The sequence below is a fragment of the Saccharothrix longispora genome, assembly GCF_031455225.1.
GTDB classification, from domain to species: domain Bacteria; phylum Actinomycetota; class Actinomycetes; order Mycobacteriales; family Pseudonocardiaceae; genus Actinosynnema; species Actinosynnema longispora.
This window is the reverse complement of record NZ_JAVDSG010000001.1, coordinates 1,921,579-1,941,862: the sequence shown is the minus strand read 5'-3', so window position 1 is coordinate 1,941,862 and position 20,284 is coordinate 1,921,579. Positions and strand designations below refer to the sequence as shown.

The window sequence follows — 20,284 nt, the reverse complement described above, 5'->3', positions numbered from 1 at the left end:
ATGACGACGTCGAAGAACGACCGGATCTCCGCGCTGCCCGAGCACCTGCGGGAGAAGCTGCGCGCACGGCTGGCGGGCAAGGCCCCCGCCCCGCGCGTGGACGTGATCCCCCCGGCGCCCCGGGACCGGCCGCTGCCGCTGTCCGCCGGTCAGCAGCGGCTGTGGTTCCTCGCGCAGTTCGAGCCCGACAGCACCGAGTACACCAGCGCGCTGGCGCTGCGGCTCACCGGGCGGCTCGACGTGCCCCGGCTGACGGGCGCGCTGCGCGACCTGGTGCTGCGGCACGAGTCGCTGCGCACGACGTTCGACCAGGTCGACGGTCGCCCGGTGCAGGTCGTGCACGACGACGCGGAGCTGGAGGTGGTCACCACCGACGACCCGCGCGCCGTGCTCGACCGGCCGTTCGACCTGCGGCAGGGGCCGCTGTTCCGGGCCGCGCTCACCGCCGAGTCGGACGACGTGCACGTGCTGCTGCTGACCTCGCACCACATCGTGGTGGACGGGTGGTCGCTCGGCGTGCTGGCCGAGGAGCTGGGCGCGCTGTACCGGGGCGAGGCCCTGGCCCCGCTGCCCCTCCAGTACGCGGACTACGCCGTTTGGCAGCAGGACCGCGCGGTGGACGTGGAGTTCTGGCGCTCGGCGCTCGCCGGCGTGGTGCCGGTGGAGCTGCCGACGGACCGGCCGCGACCGGCTGAGCGCACGTCGGCGGGGGCCACGCACGAGTTCGCCGTGCCCGTCGACCTCGCCTCGGCGGTGCGGGACCTGGCCCGCCGCAACGACACGACGCTGTTCACCGCCCTGACCGCCGCCTGCCAGCTGCTGCTGGCCCGGTACGCGGGGCAGGACGACATCGCGATCGGCACGGTGACCAGCGGCCGCGCCCGGCCCGAGCTGGCCGGGCTCGTCGGGTTCTTCGTCGGCACCGTCGTGCTCCGCTCCACTGTGGACACGTCGTGGTCGTTCACCGAGTTCTTGGCCCGGGTCGACCGGACGGCGCTGGACGCGTTCGCGCACGACGACGTGCCGTTCGACCGGGTGGTGGAGGCGGTGGGCGCGCCGCGCGACCCGAGCCGCACGCCGCTGTTCGACGTCATGGTCGTGCTCCAGAACGCGGGCCGCGCGCTGCCCGCGTTACCCGGCCTCCGGGTGGAGGAGCACCCGCTGACCCGCGAGCACGCGAACTTCGACCTGAGCATCGACTTCACCGAGACCCCCGACGGCCTGCACGGGCTGGTGGAGTACAGCACCGAGCTGTTCGACGCGGCGACCGTGGACCGGATGGTGCGCCACCTGCTGGTCCTGATGTCCGGTGTCACCGCGCACCCGGACCGGCCGATGGCCGAGGTGTCGCTGCTGCTGGGCGACGAGCCCGACGGCCGGGGTCGGGCGCTGGACGTGCCCGACACCACCTATCCCGCCCTGTTCGAGGCGCAGGTCGCCCGGACGCCCGACGCGACCGCCCTGGTCTGCGGCGACGACCGGCTCACCTTCGCCGAGGTCGAGGCCCGCGCCAACCGCCTCGCCCACCACCTGGTGCGCGAGGGCGTGCGCCCGGAGCAGGTGGTCGCGCTGTCTCTGCCGCGCGGCGTGGACGCGGTGATCGGCATCCTCGGCGTGCTCAAGGCGGGCGCCGTGCACCTGCCGGTCGACCCGGGCCTGCCCGAGGCGCGGCGGCGGCACGTGCTGGAGGACTCCGGCGCGGTGCTGGTGCTCGACGCCCTGCCCGCGCTCGACGGCGGTCCGGTCGGACCGCCCGCCGTCGACGTGCGGCCGGACAACGCGGCGTACGTGATCTACACGTCCGGCTCCACCGGTCTGCCCAAGGGCGTCGTGGTCGAGCACCGGCAGCTCGTCAACCTGCTGCACAACCACCGCGCGGACTTCGCGACCGACCACATGCGCGTGGCCCTGTCCGCCGTGTTCTCCTTCGACACCTCGTGGGAGGGCCCGCTGCTCATGGCCGACGGCCACGAGCTGCACGTCCTGCCCGACGAGGTCAGGCTCGAACCCACCGCCCTCGTCGAGTACGTGCGGCGCCACCGCATCGACTTCCTCGACCTCACCCCGTCCTACGTGCAGCAGCTCATCCCCGCCGGGCTGCTCGCCGGCGAGCACAAGCCCCGCGTGCTGATGCTCGGCGGCGAGGCGCTGGGCACCGCGCTGTGGCAGGAGCTGGCCCGGACGCGGGGCACCACCGCGTACAACTTCTACGGCCCCACCGAGACGACCGTGGACGCGGTGTCCACGCCCGTGGTGGGCGACCGGCCGGTGATCGGCCGACCGCTGGCCAACCTGACGGCGCGCGTGCTGGACGAGGGCCTGCACCCGCTGCCGGTGGGCGTGCCCGGCGAGCTGTTCATCGCCGGACCGCAGGTGGCCCGCGGCTACCTCAACCGGCCGGGCCTGACCGCCGACCGGTTCCTCGCCGACCCGCACGGCGAACCCGGCTCCCGCATGTACCGCACGGGCGACCGGGTCCGCCGGCTGGCCGACGGCACGCTGGAGTACCTGGGCCGCAACGACGACCAGGTCAAGATCCGCGGCTTCCGCATCGAACCCGGCGAGGTCGAGGCCGCGATGCTGAGCCACCCCGAGGTGCGCGAGGCGGCCGTCGTCGCCCGCACCGACCACGGGCACACCCGGCTGGTCGGGTACGCCGTGACCACCGGACCGGTGAACCTGCGGGAGCACCTGCGCCGGTCGCTTCCCGAGTACCAGGTGCCGTCGGCGTTCGTGGAGCTGGACCGCATCCCGCTCACGCCCAACGGCAAGCTCGACAAGGCCGCCCTGCCCGCCCCGAAGGCGGTCGGCGACGGCGAGTTCGTCGCGCCCCGCACGCCCGTCGAGGTCGAGCTGGCCCGGATCTGGGCCGAGGTGCTGGGCGCGGAGCGGATCGGCGTCGAGGACAACTTCTTCGCGGTGGGCGGCGACTCGATCCTGTCCATCCAGCTGGTGTCCCGGGCGCGGCAGGCCGGTCTGCACCTGACCTCGCGCGACGTGTTCCGGCACCAGACCGTGGCGGAGCTGGCGCTGGTCGCGTCGGTGCAGGCCGAGGCGGAGCCGGTGCGGGTGTTCACCGGTCCCGCGCCGCTCACCCCGATCCAGCGGTGGTTCTTCGCCGAGCACGGCCCGCTGGCCCACTTCACGATGTCGCTGCTGGTCGAGCTGGACCCGGTGGTGGAGGCCGAAGGGCTGCGGGCGGCGCTGCGCACGGTGGTCGCGCACCACGAGGCGCTGCGGCTGCGGTTCCGCGAGGTCGACGGCCGGTGGGTGCAGGAGGTCGGGGACGCCCGGGACGACGTGTTCCGCGTCGGGCCGCACGCCGTGGTCGAGGCCGTGGCGCGCGGCGCCCAGCGGAGCCTGGACATCGGCGACGGGCCGCTGCTGCGGGCCGTGCTGTTCCCCGGCGAGAAGCCGCGGCTGCTGCTCACCGCGCACCACCTGGCGATGGACGGCGTGTCCTGGCGCATCCTGCTCGACGACCTGGAGCGCGCCTACCGGGGCGCGCCGCTGGAGCCCGTCGGCACGCCGTTCACGCAGTGGGCGCACCGCCTGGACGAGCACGTCCGGTCCGGCGCGCTCGACGGCGCCCGCGCGCACTGGGACGCCGTGCCCGCCACCCCGCCGCTGCCGCGCGACCACGACGGCGAGAACACCGCCGGGTCGGCCCGCACGGTGTCGGTGCGGCTGGACCGGGACACCACCGACGCGCTGCTGACCGCCGTGCCGCCGGTGTACCGGACGCAGGTCAACGACGTGCTGCTGAGCGCGGTCGGCCGGGCGCTGGCCGAGTGGACCGGGCACGACGCGGTCGCCGTCGCGCTGGAGGGCCACGGCCGCGAGGAACTGGTCGACGGCGTCGACCTGTCCCGCACGGTCGGCTGGTTCACCACGCAGTTCCCGGTGGTGCTGCCCGTGCACGACGGGTGGGACCGCACGCTCAAGTCCGTCAAGGAGGCGCTGCGCGCCGTCCCGCACCGCGGCCTGAGCTACGAGGCCCTGGGGTACCGGGCGTTGCCCGAGGTGTCGTTCAACTACCACGGCCGCTTCGACGTGGCCGACGGCGGCTTCTACCGGGCGCGCGCCGGTTCGGTCGGCGAGGACGTGCCGACCACCGGGCGGCGCAGCCACCTGCTCGACGTGACCGGCCTCGTCGAGGGCGGCGAGTTGGAGCTGACCTGGGAGTACTCCGAGCTGGTGCACGACGGGGAGACCGTGCGGCGGCTCGCCGACCGGGTCGTCGAGGCGCTGCGCGAGATCGTGGCGCACTGCGCCGAGCCCGGCGCCGGCGGGCGCACGCCGTCCGACTTCCCGCTGGCCCGCCTCACCCAGGACCAGGTGGACGCGCTGGCCGGTCCCGACGTGGAGGACGTCTACCCGCTGACCCCGCTCCAGGCGGGCATGGTGTTCCACAGCCTGGTCGAGCCCGGCGCGTACGTGGACCGGATGCGGATCGTGCTCGACGGCGTGACCGACCCGGCCGCGCTGCGCGAGGCGTGGCAGCGGGTCGTGGACCGCACGCCCGTGCTGCGCTCCAGCGTGGTGTGGGAGGGCGTGGACGAGCCCGTGCAGGTGGTGCACCGCCACGTCGAACTGGCCGTGGGCGGCGCCGACGAGCTGTCCGACCGGTTCGACCCGGCGGAGCTGGACCTCTCGGCCGCGCCGTTGATGCGGGTGGGGATCACCCCGCAGGCCGAGGACCGCGTGGAGGTCGTGTGGGTCTCGCACCACGTCCTGCTGGACGGCTGGAGCACCGCCCAGGTGTTCGCCGAGGTGCTGGAGCACTACTGCGCGATCACCGGCGGTGACGCCCCCGCGCTGCCCCTGCGCAGGCCGTTCCGCGACTACCTGGGCTGGTTGGCCGAGCAGGACCCGGCCGAGGCCGAGGCGCACTGGCGGTCGCTGCTGTCCGGTGTGGAGGGTGCGACGCCGCTGCCGTTCGACCGGGTGCCCGTCGAGGGGCACCACGACCGGAGCACCGCCGATGCCCGCGACCGGACCGGCGTGGTCCGGCTGTCGCTGTCCACCGCGGAGTCGGCGGCGCTGCACGACACGGCGCGGCGCCACGGGCTGACCGTCAACACCGTGGTGCAGGGCCTGTGGGCGCTGCTGCTGTCCCGGCACTCGGGCGAGCGGGACGTCGTGTTCGGCAGCACGGTGTCCGGCAGGCCCGCCGAGCTGCCCGGCGTCGAGTCGATGATCGGCATGCTGATCAACACCGTGCCCACCAGGGTCGTCGTGGACGGCGACGCCCGCACGTCCGCCTGGCTGCGGGAGCTCCAGACCGCGCAGAGCGAGTCGCGGCGGTTCGACTTCGTGTCGCTGGCGCAGGTGCGGCAGTGGGTGGGCACGCGGCTGTTCGACAGCGCGGTGGTCTTCGAGAACTACCCGCTCAGCGAGGTCACCGAGGCCACCGGCGTGCGGGTGGGCGAGGTGACCGCCGAGGAGGGCGCCAACTTCGCCCTGACCCTCGTGGCGCACCTGACCGACCGCCTCGACGCCCGGCTGCTCTACGACCCCGCCCTGTTCGACGAGACCACCGCGCGCCGGTTCGCCACCCACCTCGGGGTGCTGCTGCGCGGGGTCGCCGAGGACGCCGACCGGCCGGTCCGCGCCCTGCCGATGGCCACCGGGGAGGAACTGCGCGCGGTCCTCGTCGACTGGAACGACACCGGCGCGGGCGGCCCGGTGACGAGCATCCCCGCCGCGTTCGCCGCGCGGGTCCGGAGCGCACCGCACGCCCCGGCGGTGGTGTGCGGGGACACGACCCTCGACTACGCCGAGCTGGACGCGCGGGCCAACCGGCTGGCGCACGCGCTGGTGCGGCTGGGCGTGCGCCCGGACGACCGGGTCGGCCTGCTCGCGACCAGGTCGGTCGAGCTGGTCGTGGGCGTGCTCGCGGTCGCCAAGGCGGGCGGCGCCTGCGTGCCGCTGGACACCCGCGCGCCGCGCGACCGGCTCCGCCTGCTGCTGGCCGACACCTCGGCCTCGGTGCTGCTGGCGGACACCGGCTGGGCCGCCGCGGCGCGGGAGGTCCACGACGGGCCCGTGGTGCCGCTCGGCGGGACCCCCGACGAGCCGGACACCGACCCCGGCGTCGAGGTGCACCCGGAGAACCTCGCCTACGTCATGCACACGTCCGGCTCCACCGGCACGCCGAAGGGCGTGGCGGTGCGGCACCGCGACGTCGTCGGCCTGGCGTTCGACCGGGCCTTCGACCACGACCACGAACGGGTCCTGCTGCACTCGCCGCAGGCGTTCGACGCCTCCACCTACGAGCTGTGGGTGCCGCTGCTGCGCGGCGGCGCGGTGGTGGTGGCCCCGCCCGACGACCTCGACGCCGACGCGCTGCGCCGGGTCGTGGCCGACGGCGGTGTCACCTCCCTGTGGCTGACCGCCGGTCTGTTCCGCGCCGTGGCCCAGGAGGCGCCGGACTGCCTGGCGGGCCTGCGCCAGGTGTGGACCGGCGGTGACGTGGTGCCCGCCGCGGCGGTCCGGCGGGTGCTGGACGCCTGCCCGGGGATCACCGTGGTGGACGGCTACGGCCCCACCGAGACCACCACGTTCGCCTCCCGGCGGGTGCTCACCGCGGCCGCGCCGGTGCCGGAGCCGGTGCCGATCGGCACGCCGCTGGACGGCATGCGCGCCTACGTGCTCGACGAGGACCTGCGGCCCGTGCCGCCGGGCGTCGTCGGCGAGCTGTTCGTCGCGGGCACCGGCCTGGCCCGCGGCTACCTCGACCGGCCCGGCCTGACCGCGTCCCGGTTCGTCGCCGACCCGTTCGGCTCCCCGGCGGGCGGGCGCATGTACCGCACCGGCGACCTGGTGCGCTGGACCGCGCGGGGCGAGCTGGAGTTCGTCGGCCGCGCCGACGACCAGGTCAAGATCCGCGGCTTCCGCGTGGAGCTGGGCGAGGTCGAGGCCGTGCTGGCCGGGCACCCGGCGGTCGCCGAGGCCGTGGTGGTCCCCCGCCACGACGAGCGGGGCGCCAAGCGGCTGGTCGCCTACGTCGTGCCCGCGCGGGCGGACACCGGCGTCCCCGACGTGGCGGAGCTGCGCGGGCTGGCGGGGCGCGAACTGCCCGACTACATGGTCCCGGCGGCGTTCGTGGTGCTCGACGAGCTGCCGCTGAGCCGCAACGGCAAGGTGGACCGCCGGGCGCTGCCCGACCCCGAGCCGATCCGCGCGCGGGAGCACGTCGCGCCGCGCACCGACGCCGAGCGCGTCGTCGCCCGCGTCTGGGCCGACGTGCTGGGCGTGGACGAGGTCGGCGCGGAGGACGACTTCTTCACCCTCGGCGGCGACTCGATCCTCAGCATCCGCGTGACCTCCCGGTTGCGCGCCGCCTTCGGCGTGCAGCTGTCGCCGCGCGCCCTGTTCGAACACCCCACGGTTTCCGGGCTCGCCACCGCGATCTCCGGGACGACGGCGGTGGACGCCATCCCGGTGATCCCGCGCGGTGGCGTCCACCTCCAGTCCCCCGCCCAGCGGCGGCTGTGGTTCCTGGACCAGTTCGAGCCCGACAGCACCGAGTACCTCACCCCGATGGCGATGCGCCTGCACGGCCCGCTGGACGTCGACGCGCTGCGCCGCGCGCTCGACGGCCTGGTGGCCCGGCACGAGTCGCTGCGCACCACGTTCGACGACGGTGTGCAGGTCGTGCACGAGCCGCGCCCGGTGCCGCTGGACGTCGAGGAGGGCTCCTGGGAGGACGTGCTGCGCGAGGAGGTCGGCACCCCGTTCGACCTGCGGCGCGGCCCCCTGCTGCGGACGCGGCTGGTGCGCGTGTCGCCCGAGGAGCACGTGCTGGTGCTGACCCTGCACCACATCGTCACCGACGGCTGGTCCGGCGGCGTGCTGGCCCGCGACCTGGGCGCGCTGTACGCGGGCCGGGAACTGCCGCCGCTGCCCGTCCAGTACGTCGACTACGCGGCCTGGCACGAGGCGCCGCCGGTGGACTACTGGGCCGGGCAGCTGGCCGAGGTCCCGCCGCTGGAGCTGCCCACCGACCGGCCGCGCCCCGCGGTCCGCAGCGGGGCGGGCGCGATGCACGCGTTCACCGTGCCCGCGCCGGTCGCCGAGGCGCTGCGGTCCCTGGCCGCGCGGCGCGGCGACACCCTGTTCACCGCGCTCGTGGCCGCCACGCAGGCGCTGCTGGCCCGCTACACCGGCCAGGACGACATCGCGGTCGGCACCGCGGTCTCGGGGCGCGGCCGGGCCGAACTGGACGACGTGGTCGGCCTGTTCGTCAACACCGTCGTGCTGCGGTCCACCGTGGACCGGCGCCGGTCGTTCGACGAACTCCTGACCGGGGTGCGGACCACCGTGCGCGACGGGTTCGCCCACCAGGACGTGCCGTTCGAGCGGGTGGTCGACGCCGTGCGGCCGGACCGCGACCCGAGCCGCAACGCCCTGTTCGACGCGATGGTGCTGCTCCAGAACACCGGCGGCGCGCTGCCGGAGCTGCCCGGCCTGCGGGCCGAGGAGGTGCCGCTGCCGCTGCTGACCGCGACGTGCGACCTGACGTTCGAGTTCGACGAGCACGACGGCGAGCTGCGCGGCGCGGTCGAGTACAGCACCGACCTGTTCGACGCCGACACGGTCGACCGGATGTCCCGGCACCTGCTGGCCCTGCTGGCCGGGGTCACCGCCGAGCCGCACCGGCCCCTCGCCGAGATCTCCCTGCTGCTCGGCGACGAGCCCGACGGCCGCGGCGGGCCGCTGGACGTCCCCGCCACCCCGTTCCCCGTGCTGTTCGAGGAGCAGGCGGCGCGCACCCCGGACGCCACCGCCCTGGTGTGCGGTCCGACCCGGCTCACCTTCGCCGAGGTGGACGCGCGGGCCAACCGGCTGGCGCACCACCTGGTCGCGCGGGGCGCCGGACCGGAGCGGGTGGTGGCGGTGTCGCTGCCGCGCTCCGCGGACTCCGTGGTGGCGATCCTGGCCGTGCACAAGGCGGGCGCGGTCTACCTGCCGGTCGACCGGGACCTGCCCCGGGACCGCGTCGACCACCTGCTGGGCGACGCCCGACCGGTGCTGGTGCTGGACACCTGGCCGGACCTCACCGGCCTCCCGGCCACCCGGCCGGACGTGGAGGTCCGCCCCGACCAGGCGGCGTACGTCATCTACACCTCCGGGTCGACCGGCCTGCCCAAGGGCGTGGTGGTCGAGCACCGGCAGCTGGCCAACCTGTTCCACAACAACAACGGCGCGTTCGGCGCGCACGGGCACCTGCGGGCCGCGCTGACCGCGGTGTTCTCGTTCGACACGTCCTGGGAGGGGCCGCTGCTCATGGCGGGCGGCCACGAGCTGCACGTCATCACCGACGACGTGCGGCTGGAGCCGGAGGCCCTGGTCGCCTACGTCCGCGAGCACCGGATCGACTTCCTCGACCTGACCCCGTCCTACGTCCAGCAGCTCATCCCCGCCGGGCTGCTCGCCGGCGGGCACGTGCCGACGGTCCTGTCGCTCGGCGGCGAGGCGCTGCCGACCGCGCTGTGGCGCGAGCTGGCCGGGGCGCGCACGAACGCCTACAACTACTACGGCCCCACCGAGACCGCGGTCGACGCGGTGGCCACCCCGGTCGCCGGCGACCGGGCGCTGATCGGCCGGCCGCTGCGCAACCTCGTCGCGCGCGTGCTGGACGAGGACCTGCGGCCGGTGCCGGTCGGCGTGCCCGGCGAGCTGTTCATCGCCGGGCCCCAGGTGGCCCGCGGCTACCTCAACCGGCCCGGCCTGACCGCCGACCGGTTCCCCGCCGACCCGCACGGCGAACCCGGCTCCCGCATGTACCGCACGGGCGACCGGGTCCGCTGGGTGTACCCCGGCGGGGCAGGTGATCGAGCGGAGGCCCAGCTGGAGTACCTGGGCCGCAACGACGACCAGGTCAAGATCCGCGGCTTCCGCATCGAGCCGGCCGAGGTGGAGGCGGCTCTGCTGCACCACCCCGACGTCACCCAGGCCGCGGTGGTGGCGCACGAGCACAACGGCCACAAGCGGCTCGTCGCCTACACCACGGGCACGGCGACCGGCCTGGCCGGCTGGCTCAAGGACCGGCTGCCGGACTACCTGGTGCCGTCGGCGTTCGTGGCGCTGGACGCGCTGCCGACCACGCCCAGCGGCAAGGTGGACCGGCGGGCGCTGCCCGCGCCGACGTTCACCGACGACACCGGGTACGTGGCGCCGGAGCCGGGCGTGCCCGCGCGGCTCGCGGAGATCTGGGCCGAGGTGCTGGGGGTCGAACGGGTCGGCGCGCGGGACAACTTCTTCGCGCTGGGCGGTGACTCGATCCTGAGCATGCAGGTGGTGTCCCGGGCGCGGCGGGCCGGGTTGAGGCTGACCTCCAAGGACATCTTCCTCCGGCAGACCGTCTCGGACCTCGCGCTCGCGGTCACCGACGACACCGGCCGGACCCACGAGGTCGTCACCGGCCCCGTGCCGCTCACCCCGGTGCAGCGGTGGTTCTTCACCGAGCACGGCCCCCTGGCGCAGTTCACCATGTCGGTGGTCGTGGAGCTGGGCGACGTCGACCCGGACGCGGTGCGCACCGCCGTGGGGGCGCTGGTCGCCCACCACGACGCGCTGCGCACCCGCTTCACCTCGGTGGACGGCGTGTGGCGGCAGCAGGTCGCCGAGGTCGAGACCGGCGAGGTGTTCCGGGTGGCCGCGGACGACCTGCCGACCGAGGCCGCGCGGGCGAAGACGAGCCTGGACCTGCGCACCGGCCCGCTGCTGCGCGCGGTGCTGTTCGACGACGGGCGGCTCTTCGTCACCGCGCACCACCTGGTGGTGGACTCCGTCTCGTGGCGCATCCTGCTGTCGGATTTGGAGACCCTGCTCGCCGGCGGTCGGTTGGCCCCGCGCACCACGGCGTTCGCCGAGTGGGCGCGCCGCCTCGACGAGCACGTGCGCGCCGGCCGGTTCGACGCCGCCCTGCCGCACTGGGCGGCCGTCCCGACCGAGGAGCCGGTGCCCACGAGGGCGGACACCGCGCGCACCGTGTCGGTGCGGCTGGGCCGGGCGGAGACCGGTGCGCTGCTGACCGCCGTGCCCGAGGCGTACCGCACGCAGGTCAACGACCTGCTGCTGACGGCGCTGGCGTCGGCGCTCGGCGGTCGTGCGCTCGTGGCGCTGGAGGGCCACGGCCGCGAGGAGCTGTTCGACGGCGTGGACCTGTCCCGCACGGTGGGCTGGTTCACCGCGCAGTTCCCGGTGGCGCTGACCCTTCCCGCCGGTGACCCGGCCTCCTCCGGTCAGGACTCCGCCGGCGGGGGCTCCGCGGACTGGGGCACGGCGCTCAAGTCGGTCAAGGAACAGCTGCGGGCGGTGCCGGACAAGGGGTTGAGCTACGAGGCCCTGCGGTACGACGACCGCGGTCTGACCGGCGCGTTGCCGCGCGTGTGCTTCAACTACCTGGGCCAGTGGGACGGCGAGATCGCCGACGCCGAGCACGGCCGGGAGTGGCCCGCCGACCTGGTCCGCTCCCACCTGCTCGACATCACCGCCGCGGTGTCGGCGGGCGAGCTGGTGGTGGAGTGGGACTACTCCACCGAAGCGCACGACGAAGCCGGGGTGCGCGCCCTGGCCGACCGCATGCTCGACGCGCTGCGCGCCATCGCGGAGTTCTGCGCCCGACCGGGCGCGTGGGGCCGCACCCCGTCGGACTTCCCGCTGGCGCGGCTGACCCAGGACCAGGTCGACCGGATCGTCGACCAGGACGTGGAGGACGTCTACCCGCTCACGCCGCTCCAGGCCGGCATGCTCTTCCACGACCTCGTGGACGAGGGCACGGCGTACTTCAACCAGACGCGCGTGCGGCTGACCGGGGTGACCGACCCGCGGCGGCTGGGCGAGGCGTGGCAGCGGGTCGTGGACCGCACCCCCGTGCTGCGCTCCGGTGTCGTCTGGGAGGGCTTGGACGAGCCGGTGCAGGTCGTGCGGCGCGACGTGCGGGTGCCGATCACCTACGCGGACGTGACGGACGAACTGGTCGCCGCCGACGCCTCGGCCGGTGTGGACCTCTCGGCGCCGACGTTGATGCGGCTGGTGATCGGGCGCGTGTCCGACACCGAGGTCGACCTGCTGTGGAGCTCGCACCACCTGATCCTGGACGGCTGGAGCACCCCGCAGGTGTTCGGCGACGTCCTGGCCGAGTACGCGGGCACCGAGCCCGCCGCGCGCCGACCGTTCCGCGACTACCTGGCGTGGCTGGGCGAGCAGGACCAGACCGCCGCCGAGGAGCACTGGCGACGCGTGCTGGCGGGTGTCGAGGCGCGCACGCCGCTGCCGTTCGACCGCGCGCCCGAGGAGGCGCACCGCGCCGAGTCGTCCGCCCGGGTGGTGCTGGACCTGCCCTCGGACCGGCTCGACGCGGTGGCGCGCGGACACGGCCTGACGGTCAACACCCTGGTGCAGGGCGCGTGGGCGTTGACGCTGGCGCGCACCGCCGGGCAGCGGGACGTGGTGTTCGGCAGCACGGTGTCCGGCCGTCCGGCCGAGTTGCCCGGCGTCGAGTCGATCGTGGGCATGTTCATCAACACGGTGCCCACGCGCGTGGTGGTGGAGCCCGACGCGGTCGCGGTGGACTGGTTGCGCCGCCTCCAGGAAGAGCAGACCGAGTCTCGCCGGTTCGACTTCGTCTCGCTGGCGCAGGTGCAGCAGTGGGCGGGCACCCGGCTGTTCGACAGCCTGCTCGCGTTCGAGAACTACCCGGTGGACTCCGACGTGCCGGACGGTTCGCCCGGGGTGCACCCGGTCGAGGCGCTCGACACCACCACCTACCCGCTGACGGTGCGGGCGTACGCGGACGAGTCGCTGCACGTGGAGCTGACCTACGACCCGCGGCTGTTCGACGAGGGCACCATCACGTCCCTCGGCGATCGGTTGACCAGGGTGCTCGACGCGCTCGGCACGGACCCCCGGCAGCGCGTGCGCGAACTGCCGTGGCTGTCGCAGGCCGAGGTGCGGCAGGTGCTGTTCGACTGGAACGGCACCATGGTCAGCGAGCCGGACACCACGATCCCCGAGCTGTTCACCGCGCAGGCCGCCCGCACGCCCGACGCCGTCGCGGTGAGCTGCGAGGGCGCCTCGCTCACCTACCGCGAACTCGACGAACGCGCCAACCGGCTCGCACACCACCTCGTCTCCCTGGGCGCGGGGCCCGAGGAGATGGTGGCGCTGCTGTTCCCGCGCTCCCTCGACCTCGTCGTCGCAGTGCTGGGCGTCCTCAAGTCCGGAGCCGCCTACCTGCCGATCGATCCCGTCTACCCACCCGAGCGGATCACCGCCACCATCACCGACGCCCAGCCGGTGGCCACCCTGTCCGAACTGCCCGACCTGGACCACTACCCGAGCACCGCACCCGCGGTCACCCCCCGCCCGGACAACGCCGCCTACGTCATCTACACCTCGGGTTCGACCGGTCGGCCCAAGGGCGTGGTCATCCCGCACGGCAACGTCGTGCGCCTGTTCACCGCCACCGACCACTGGTTCAACCTCGGACCCGACGACGTGGTGTCGCTGTTCCACAGCTACGCCTTCGACGTCTCCGTCTTCGAACTCTGGGCCGCCCTGCTGCACGGCGGCCGACTCGTCGTCGTCCCCCACGCGGTGTCGAGGTCACCGCGCGACTTCGCGAAGCTGCTCGTCGACGAGGGCGTCACCATCCTCAGCCAGACACCTTCGGCGTTCTACCAGCTCATCCCGGAGGAGACAGCGGGGTTGCGACTCCGCTGCATCATCTTCGCCGGCGAAGCGCTCGACATGCACAAGCTCGAAGGCTGGAACGGCCCCGGCGCACTGATCAACATGTACGGCATCACCGAAACCACCGTCCACGTCACCTACACCCACGCCGACGGCAGCATCGGCGTCGCCATGCCCGACCTGCGCATCTACGTCCTCGACGAGGACCTCAACCCGGTGCCGCCCGGCGTACCCGGCGAGATGTACGTCGCCGGCCCCGGCCTGGCCCGCGGCTACTTCCAACGCCCCGGCCTCACCGCCTCGCGGTTCCTCGCCGACCCCTTCGGCGCACCCGGCACCCGCATGTACCGCAGCGGCGACCTCGCCCACTGGAACAACGGCGTCCTGCACTACCTCGGCCGAGCCGACCACCAGGTCAAGATCCGCGGCTTCCGCATCGAACTCGGCGAGATCGACGCCGTGCTGACCTCGCACCCCGCCGTGGCGCGGGTCGCGGTGGTCGTGCGGGAGGACCGGCTGGTCGCCTACTACGTGCCCGCCGAGGGCGCGGAGGTCGACGCCGCCGTCCTGCGGGGCCACGCGGCGCGGTCGCTGCCCGACTACATGGTGCCCGCCGCGTACGTGGCGCTGGAGGGGTTGCCGCTCAACAACAACGGCAAGCTGGACAGGGCCGCGCTGCCCGCGCCCGAGCGCGACGCCTCGGTGGCCGGCGGGTACGTCGCGCCGCGCACCGAGGCCGAGCGGCGGGTCGCGGACGTGTGGGCCGAGGTGCTGGGGCTCGACGCGGTGGGCGCGGAGGACAACTTCTTCGCCCTCGGCGGCGACTCCATCTCCAGCATCCGCGTGGTGTCGCGGCTGCGGTCGGCGTTCGACCTGTCACCGCGCGACCTGTTCGACCACCCGACGGTGGCCGCGCTCGCGGGCCGGCTGACCGCGCCGACCGGCACGGCCATCGGGCGGGCGGCGGGCGAGCCGCCGCTGTCCTTCGCGCAGCAGCGGCTGTGGTTCCTCGACCAGTTCGCGCCCGGCGGCACGGAGTACGCGACGCCGCTGGCGGTGCGGCTGCGGGGCGAGCTGGACGTGCCGAGGTTGACGCGGGCGCTGACCGCGCTGGTCGAGCGGCACGAGGAGCTGCGCACGACGTTCCCGGCGGTGGACGGGTTGCCGGTGCGCGAGGTACGCCCGGCCGCGCCGGTCGAGCTGCCGGTGCTGGACGCGATGCCCGCGCTGGAGCCGTTCGACCTGGCGGCCGGACCGCTGTTCCGGCCGGTGGTGGTGCGGCACGCGCCGGACGACCACGTGCTGGCGCTGACGATGCACCACATCGTCACCGACGGCTGGTCGGCGGGCGTGATGGTGTCCGACCTGGCGGCGCTCTACGCCGGTGAGGACCTGCCGCCGCTGCCCATCCGGTACGCCGACTTCGCCGCGTGGCAGCGCGAGCAGCCGCTGGACGCGCAGCTCGACTTCTGGCGGGACGAGCTGGCCGGTGTGCCCGCGCTGGAGCTGCCCACCGACCGGCCCCGGCCGCCGGTGCAGACGACGGCCGGTGCCCGGCTGGAGTTCGCGGTGCCCGCCGACGTGGCCCGGCGGTTGCGCGAGGTGGGCCGATCGGCCGACGGGACGCTGTTCACGGCGCTCGTCGCGGCCTGCCAGGTGCTGTTCCACCGGTGGTCGGGGCAGGACGACTTCGCGATCGGCACGGTGGCGTCCGGCCGGGAGCGGCCGGAGACGCAGGACCTGGTCGGGTTCTTCGTCAACACCCTGGCCCTGCGGGCGCGGATCGACCCGGCGGAGGGCTTCCGCGACCTGCTGGCCCGCACTCGGCGGACCGCGCTGGACGCGTTCGAGCACCAGGACGTGCCCTTCGAGCGGGTGGTCGACGCCGTGCAGCCCGACCGGGACACCAGCCGCACGCCGCTGTTCCAGGCCGTGGTGGCGCTGCAGAACGCGCCGCGGGCGCAGGGCTTCGCCGACCTGGTCGCCGAGGACGTCGGCCAGGAGGTGACCAGCACCGGGTTCGACGTGACGGTCGAGTTCAGCGAGCTGCCCGACGGCGGGTTGGACGGGTCGGTCGAGTACAACACCGACTTGTTCGACCGGGCCACGGCGACCCGCCTGGCCGAGCACCTGACGGTGCTGCTCGCCGGGATCGCCGAGGACGCGGACCGCCCGGTGTGGGCGCTGCCCGTGCTGCCCGACGCCGAGCGCGCGCTGCTCGACGCGTGGGGCGACGGCGGCCCCGCCATCGCCGGGCCGGGGCTGGTGGAGCTGGTCGAGGCGCAGGTGGCGCGGACGCCGGACGCCCTGGCGCTGACCGGCGCGGCGGACGTGACGTTCGCCGAGCTGAACGCGCGGGCCAACCGGCTGGCGCACCACCTGATCGGCCTGGGCGCCGGTCCGGAGCAGGTCGTCGCGCTGCGGATGCCGCGCTCGGCGGACCTGCTGGTGGCCGAGCTGGCGGTGCTCAAGTCCGGCGCCGCGTTCCTGCCGGTGGACCCGGACTACCCGGCCGAGCGGATCGCGTTCATGCTCGACGACGCCCGCCCGCTGGTGGTGCTGGACGGCCCTGTCGACGTGACCGGACCGGACACGGACCCCGGTGTTGCGGTGCGGCCGGAGCACCCGGCGTACGTGATCTACACGTCCGGCTCGACCGGGCGGCCGAAGGGCGTCGTGGTGTCCCACGCGGGCCTGGCGACGTTCTCCGCGGCCGAGGTGGCGCACTTCGACGTGCGGCCGGGCGACCGGGTGCTGGAGTTCTCCTCCCCCAGCTTCGACGCGTCGGTGCTGGAGCTGTGCATGGCGTGGCCCGCGGGCGCGGCGATGGTGGTGCCGCCGCCCGGTCCGCTGCTGGGCGACCAGCTGGCGGAGGTGGTCGGGCAGTTCGGCGTGACGCACGCGCTGATCCCGCCGGTCGCGCTGGCCACCGTGCCGGACGTGGAGCTGCCGACGTTCCGCACCGTGGTCGTGGGCGGCGACGCCAGCTCGGCCGAACTGGTGCGCCGCTGGGCGCCCGGCCGCCGGTTGATCAACGCCTACGGGCCGACCGAGTCCACCGTGGTCACCTCGTGGAGCGGGCCGCTGGAGCCCGGTGACGACGCGCCGCCGATCGGGCGGCCGATCCCCGGCACGCGGGTGCGCGTCCTGGACGGCGCGCTGCAACCGGTGCCGGTCGGCGTGGCCGGTGAGCTGTACGTGTCCGGCGTCGGCCTGGCGCGCGGCTACCTGGACCGGCCGGGGCTGACCGCGCAGCGGTTCGTCGCCGACCCGTTCGGCGAGCCGGGGTCGCGCGCGTACCGCACGGGTGACGTGGTGCGCTGGAACGCCGACGGCGAGCTGGAGTACCTGGGCCGCGCCGACGAGCAGGTCAAGATCCGCGGGTTCCGGGTGGAGCTGGGCGAGATCGGGACGGCCCTGCTGCGGCACCCCGACGTGCGCGAGGCGGTCGTGGTGGCGCGGGCCGACGCGGGCGGGCACAAGCGGCTCGTGGCGTACGTCGTGGCCGAAGCCGGGGCCGACGCGGTCGGCGGGCTGCGGGAGTTCCTGGGCGAGTCGCTGCCCGACTACCTCGTGCCGTCGGCGTTCGTGCCGCTGGACGCGCTGCCGATGAGCGCGAACGGCAAGGTGGACCGGGCGAAGCTGCCCGAGCCGGACTTCGGGGCGGCCGTCGGCGTCGGGTACGTCGCGCCGACCGGTCCCGTCGAGGAGGCGCTGGCGCGGGTGTGGGCGGACGTGCTCAACGTGCCGGAGGTGGGCGTGGAGGACAACTTCTTCTCCCTGGGCGGCGACTCGATCCTGAGCATGCAGGTCGTGGCGCGGTCCCGGCAGGCCGGCTACCGGTTCGCCACCCGCGACCTGTTCGTGCACCAGACGGTGGCCTCGCTCGCGCCGCACGTGGAGGTGGAGGTCGCCTCCGACGCGGACCGCGCGCCGGTCGTCGGCGACGTGCCGCTGACGCCCATCCAGCACTGGTTCCTGCACTCGGGGCGGCGCAGCCCGCACCACTTCAACCAGTCGCACCTGGTGGAGCTGGACCCGGCGGTCGACGTGGAGGCGCTGCGCCGGGCGCTGCGGGCGCTGGTGGCGCACCACGACGCGCTGCGGCTGCGGTTCACCGCCGTGGACGGCGTGTGGCGGCAGCGCAACGAGGACCTGTCCGCGGTGACCGACGTGCTCACCGTCGTGGCGGGCGACGACCGGGCGGAGGAGGTCGCGGACGAGGTGCACGCCTCGCTCGACCTGGCGGCCGGTCCGCTGTTCCGGGCCGTGCTGTTCACCGGTGACCGGCCACGGCTGCTGCTCGTCGCGCACCACCTGGTGGTGGACGGCGTGTCGTGGCGGGTGCTGGTGGACGACCTGGAGACCGCCTACTCGGGCGGCGACCTCGGCGCGAAGACCACGTCCTACCAGGAGTGGGCGCGGCGGCTGGAGGCCCACGTCCTCGGCGGCGGGCTGGACGGCGAGGTCGAGCACTGGAGCACGCCGTTCCCGGCCTCTCCCCCGCCGGTGGGCGGCACCGACTCGGTCGACGTGGAGCTGTCCGAGGAGGACACCGACGCCCTGCTGCGCGGCGCCCCGGTCGCCTACCGGACCCGGATCAACGACGTGCTGCTGGCGGCGCTGGCGCACGCGCTGGCCCGGTGGACGGGTTCGTCGCGCGTCGCGGTCGACCTGGAGGGCCACGGGCGCGAGGACGTGCTCGACGTGGACCTGTCGCGCACGGTCGGCTGGTTCACCACGGTGTTCCCGGTGGCGCTGGACCTGCCGGACGGCAGCTGGCGCGACCGCGTGAAGGCGGTGCGGCGACAGCTGCGGTCGGTGCCGGGCAACGGTCTGGGCTACGGCGCGCTGCGCCAGCACGGCCGGGTGCCGGACGCCGGGCGGCCCGCGGTGTCGTTCAACTACCTCGGGCAGTTCGACGGCGGGTCGGACGAGGCGACCGGGCTGTACCGGTCGGTGCTGCCGTCCATCGGACAGGAGCACGACCCGGCGGACGTCGGCGAGCACCTGGTGGACGTGGTGGGCGAGGCGGGGCGCACGCTGGCCTTCACCTTCTACTACCACCCGGAGGTGCACCCGGCGGAGGAGATCGGGGCGGTCCTGGCCGACTTCGCCGAGGCGCTGCGGGCCATCGCGGCGGACTGCCGGGGTGCGCTGTGACGACGTCGTTGGCGCGCAACCGGAACTTCACCCTGCTGTGGGGCGGTCAGGCGCTGGCCGAGGTGGGGTTCAGCGCCTCGATGATCGCGTTCCCCCTGCTGGTGCTCGCGGTCACCGGGTCGCCCGCCATGTCCGGCCTGGTGCTGGCCGCGGACGCCGCCGCGCAGCTCGTCGCCGGGCTGCCGGCGGGCGCGCTGGCCGACCGGTGGGACCGGCGGAGGATCATGCTGTGCTGCGAGGCGGCACGGGTGCTGGCGCTCGGCGGGCTCGTGGCGAGCGTGTGGACGGGCACGGTCACGGTGGCGCACATGATCGCCGTGGCCGTGGTGCTCGGCGTGTGCCGGGCGCTGTTCGAGCCCGCCGAGGACGCCAGCCTGGCGCGGCTCGTGCCGGAGTCGCAGCTCGGGACGGCGGTGGCGCTCAACACCGCGCGCTCCTCGCTCGGCCAGATGTCCGGCACCGCGCTGGGCGGCCTGCTGTTCGCGGTCACGCGGTGGCTGCCCTTCCTGGTGGACATGGTGACGCACGTGGTGGCGTTCGTGGCGCTGCTGTTCATGCGGGTGCCCCCGAGCGAGCGGGTCGCGGCGCGGCCGCACATGGTGCGGGAGATCGGCGAGGGCCTGAAGTGGGTGTGGTCGCGCGCCGAGATCCGGGTGACGGCGCTGTGCGCGGTGGTGCTGAACCTGTTCTTCACCGCGTTCTACCTGGTGGTGATCGTCCTGGTGCAGCGCGGCGGCGCGTCGCCGGCCGCGATCGGGGTGATGGCCGCGATGCTCGGCGTCGGGGGCGTGCTGGGCGCGCTGGCCGCGCCGTGGCTGCACCGGGCGCTCGGGCCGTTCCGGTCGATCGCCTCGGTGTTCTGGGTGCTGACCCTGCTCACCCCGGTGGCCCTGCTGGTCGACTCGCCCTTCCTGCTGGGCGGCCTGTTCGCCCTGATGACGTTCCTGGCGCCCACCGCCAACACGACGATCGGCACGCACCAGCTGCTGCTCACCCCGGACGCGCTGCGCGGACGGCTGAGCGGCGTGATGGCGGTCGTCATCGGGTTGGCGGGGACGCTGGGTCCCCTGGTCGGCGGCCTGCTGACCGAAGTCCTGTCGGCGCGCACCGCGGTCGCGGTGTGCGCGGCGGGCATCTTGTTGATCACCGTGGTCGTCACGGTCAACCCGACCTTGCGCGAGTACGGAGCGGTTCCAGTCACGGAGGAGAAGGACGCATGAGGGACGACATCAGCTATCAGGTGCTCGTGAACGACGAGGGCCAGTACTCGCTGTGGCCCGCGCACCACGACGTGCCCGCCGGGTGGCGCTTCGAGGGCACCAAGGGCACCAAGGACGAGTGCTCGGCGCACGTGGACCGGGTGTGGACGGACATGCGCCCGGCCTCGCTGCGCGCCGCGATGGGCTGACCGGACGCC

Annotated in this window: 3 protein-coding genes; all 3 read left to right on the top strand. The window is 74.6% G+C overall.

Going from position 1 to position 20,284, the window contains the following annotated elements; genetic code table 11:
• From J2S66_RS08180 to J2S66_RS08170, 3 genes are read left to right on the top strand one after another with little or no spacing between them, the layout of a single operon-like run.
• Entirely contained in the window at positions 1–18,867 is an 18,867-nt protein-coding gene (locus J2S66_RS08180) for a non-ribosomal peptide synthase/polyketide synthase (protein WP_310305803.1), read from the top strand.
• Positions 18,864–20,087: an MFS transporter gene (locus J2S66_RS08175; RefSeq protein WP_310305802.1), complete on the top strand. Its 1,224-nt coding sequence runs from the start codon at positions 18,864–18,866 to the stop codon at positions 20,085–20,087. The genes J2S66_RS08180 and J2S66_RS08175 overlap by 4 nt, the downstream gene beginning before the upstream one ends.
• The gene (locus J2S66_RS08170; protein ID WP_306747737.1) at positions 20,084–20,275 is read left to right on the top strand and encodes an MbtH family protein; all 192 of its coding nucleotides are present in this window, start codon (positions 20,084–20,086) and stop codon (positions 20,273–20,275) included. Before J2S66_RS08175 ends, J2S66_RS08170 begins: the two co-directional genes overlap by 4 nt.
• Positions 20,276–20,284 lie beyond the last annotated feature (9 nt).